4 protein-coding genes are annotated in these 2,640 nt (G+C 32.8%); all 4 read left to right on the forward strand.

Going from position 1 to position 2,640, the window contains the following annotated elements; genetic code table 11:
• Positions 1 to 236 (forward strand): hypothetical protein (locus C0512_RS15090; protein WP_290863050.1); only part of this gene is annotated, 236 nt, incomplete at its 5' end.
• A 638-nt stretch (positions 237 to 874) separates the two neighbouring features.
• Complete coding sequence (locus C0512_RS15095; protein ID WP_290863052.1) at positions 875 to 1,621, forward strand: two-component regulator propeller domain-containing protein; 747 nt, start codon at positions 875 to 877, stop codon at positions 1,619 to 1,621.
• Between the two features lie 24 nt (positions 1,622 to 1,645).
• Positions 1,646 to 1,981 (forward strand): two-component regulator propeller domain-containing protein, encoded by a 336-nt coding sequence (locus C0512_RS15100; RefSeq protein WP_290863054.1) that lies wholly within the window; start codon positions 1,646 to 1,648, stop codon positions 1,979 to 1,981.
• An 81-nt stretch (positions 1,982 to 2,062) separates the two neighbouring features.
• Complete coding sequence (locus tag C0512_RS15105) at positions 2,063 to 2,542, forward strand: hypothetical protein (protein WP_290863056.1); 480 nt, start codon at positions 2,063 to 2,065, stop codon at positions 2,540 to 2,542.
• Positions 2,543 to 2,640 lie beyond the last annotated feature (98 nt).

Below are 2,640 nucleotides of genomic sequence, written 5' to 3' on the forward strand. Positions count from 1 at the left end.
AAAATAATTTCATTACTTACAAAGGAAAGAAGCTAAATTCATCTACAACCATAAATGATCTAAAAAAACTCTTCCCAAACGCAATTAAGAACCTCAAAACTATTGATGTTCATGGAGAAGGAAATCTCCAAGTCATTCAGTTGAGAGAAGATGAAAACAATGTTTCTGATGGGCATATAAATATGTTTATGAGAAGTGGGAAACTATATTTTATACATTGGTGGTTTCCTTGTTAAAACACCGAACAAATAACAGTGATCATACGCTATAGCTGGTTTTTCATGAGTTGTACTTCTTTTTTCAGGTAAAAATTTTATCTTAACAAACAGTACGCAGTTCGCTGGCTTCGCAAATGCCACTAGCCGCGAAAAGTTAAATGCTATAGGCTTAGTTAACGTTGATAAAACCTTTAACCATTTTTGACTCACAATTCTTTTCATAATTAATGTGATGATTTATAAATGGTTTATTCTTTCTTTCGTAATATTTTTTTTCGACCTTTACAGAGTTAACTTTTAATACATTGATTATGAGAATTTTTATACCAATAATAATGACACTGATTTTCGTGTTTTATGTATTTTACTTAGCGCTAATAAAAAAAGAATTTAAAAGTAAGTTGAAGACTGAAGTTTTGCCCGGAACACTTTTCATTTTAATTTGGGGCTTGTGCTATTTTGCATTTTTTATGTGATTTAGTCTTAAGTAAAATCAATCTACAGCATATAACAGCTGTTCGTCGCTATGATTGGTTTTCTTGAGTTGTACTTCTTTTTTCATGTAAAACTTTATCCCAGCAGACAGTACGCAGTTCGTTGGCTTTGCAAATGCCACTAGCCGCGAAACGTTAGGCGTCATATTAGAAAACCTCGTAATGAACAAAAAAATAAAATTGATTTACTTACTATTTATATTGACTTTTAACTTTTCGTGCGTTGAAAAGAAATCAACCGAAAAAGAAGTATATAAGTCTGAATCAAAAAAGACTTCAGAAACCGATACCTTAAAATTCACTTCAGGAATTCGTGCTGTCTTTCAGGACAGCAAAGGCAATTATTGGTTTGGAAGTCTTCAAGAGGGAGTAGCTGTTTACAATGGCAAATCATTCAAATACTTCACTGTCAATGAAGGACTAACTGACAACCAAATCCATTCTATTCAAGAGGATAATGAAGGCCTTATTTGGTTCAACACACAAACCGGGGTTAGCAGTTACGATGGTTCAAGAATTACAAACCACACCAAATCAAGCAAAGAAAATTATCCAAATGTTTTACCAAATCAAGACAATGAGTCTATGACAAATAAATGGATGAAATCTGACACAGACTTGTGGTTTGAAGCCGGAAATAAAGCCGGAGTGTACAGATACGATGGACAACGATTACATTATTTAGATTTTCCGCCCCAAAAACTGCTCAACCCCTATGATAATTTATTTGCTGTAACTGATATTTCAATAGGCAAAAATAACAGGATATGGTTTGGCACCTACGCAGGTGTCTTCGGCTATAACGGGAGTAATTTTACGATTATGAATGATGAAACATTGGGTTATGACAGAAAAATTGAACCTTTACACATACGAAGTATTTTAGAAGATTCTAAAGGCAGACTTTAGATTGGAAATAACGGAATTGGCGTATTGCTTAAGGAAGGTGATTCAATTATAAACTTTTCAAGCAAGCATCATCTGATTCATCCCAACAGTAAACGAAATGGAGAGAAATCTCCAAAAGGTACATTGGAACATGTTTTTACCATTGCTGAAGATAAAAAAGGAAACATTTGGTTTGGAGACAGGGATGCCGGAATTTGGAAATATGATGGTCATAATTTAGAAAATTACACTATAAAAGACGGATTGACTAATGATTTCGTCCTATCAATTTATGAAGATAAAAACAGTGAATTATGGTTCGGCATGGCAGATGGAAGTGTCTATAGGTTTAACGGAAATACTTTTGAAAAGCAATTTTAAACTACCAATACGCAAACAGTAGGTATGGAATAACACGTTAGAAATTTTAATCAAAAACTCATTTTTAATAAGACATCAATTATGAAAAAATGCTATCTGCTAATGGTTCTGTTGGCCTTAATCTCATGTCAAGAATCTCAAAAAGAAATAAATGGTTTTGGTGGATTTGACATCGGATCTGATTTATCGTCACATGAAAAATTCGCTGCCTTGAGAAATACAATGCCGGATGAATACTATTGCAACTCCATAAAACTCTCAGAGGCTATCGGAGAGGTTTCCAACTTAAGCATAACCACTGAAAACGGAAAAATCATTGAAGTTAAATTCTCATCCAATGAAAATACAAATATTGACAACATTCAAAAACAACTTGAAAAACTTAAAAAAGCAGGGAAAGAGGTAAATTTTAACAATGAATTGAATTTCAAAAGTTACACAACCATTGATAAAAAAATTCTTTTTATGGCTATGGAAAACAAAAATGAGTTATTGAAAAACGGAAAACCCAAACAAGAATTCATTTATTCAAACAAAAAAACTGTTGATGATAGCCACTAGCTGATAAAATCAACGAACAACAAAGTACCAAAGGTAAAAAGTCATTAACCGGAGTTGTTCCATTGATTCTCTTCTAACCTTCTAATCACTTTTCTCAA

The sequence above is a fragment of the Flavobacterium sp. genome (genome assembly GCF_013822155.1).
Lineage (GTDB): Bacteria > Bacteroidota > Bacteroidia > Flavobacteriales > Flavobacteriaceae > Flavobacterium.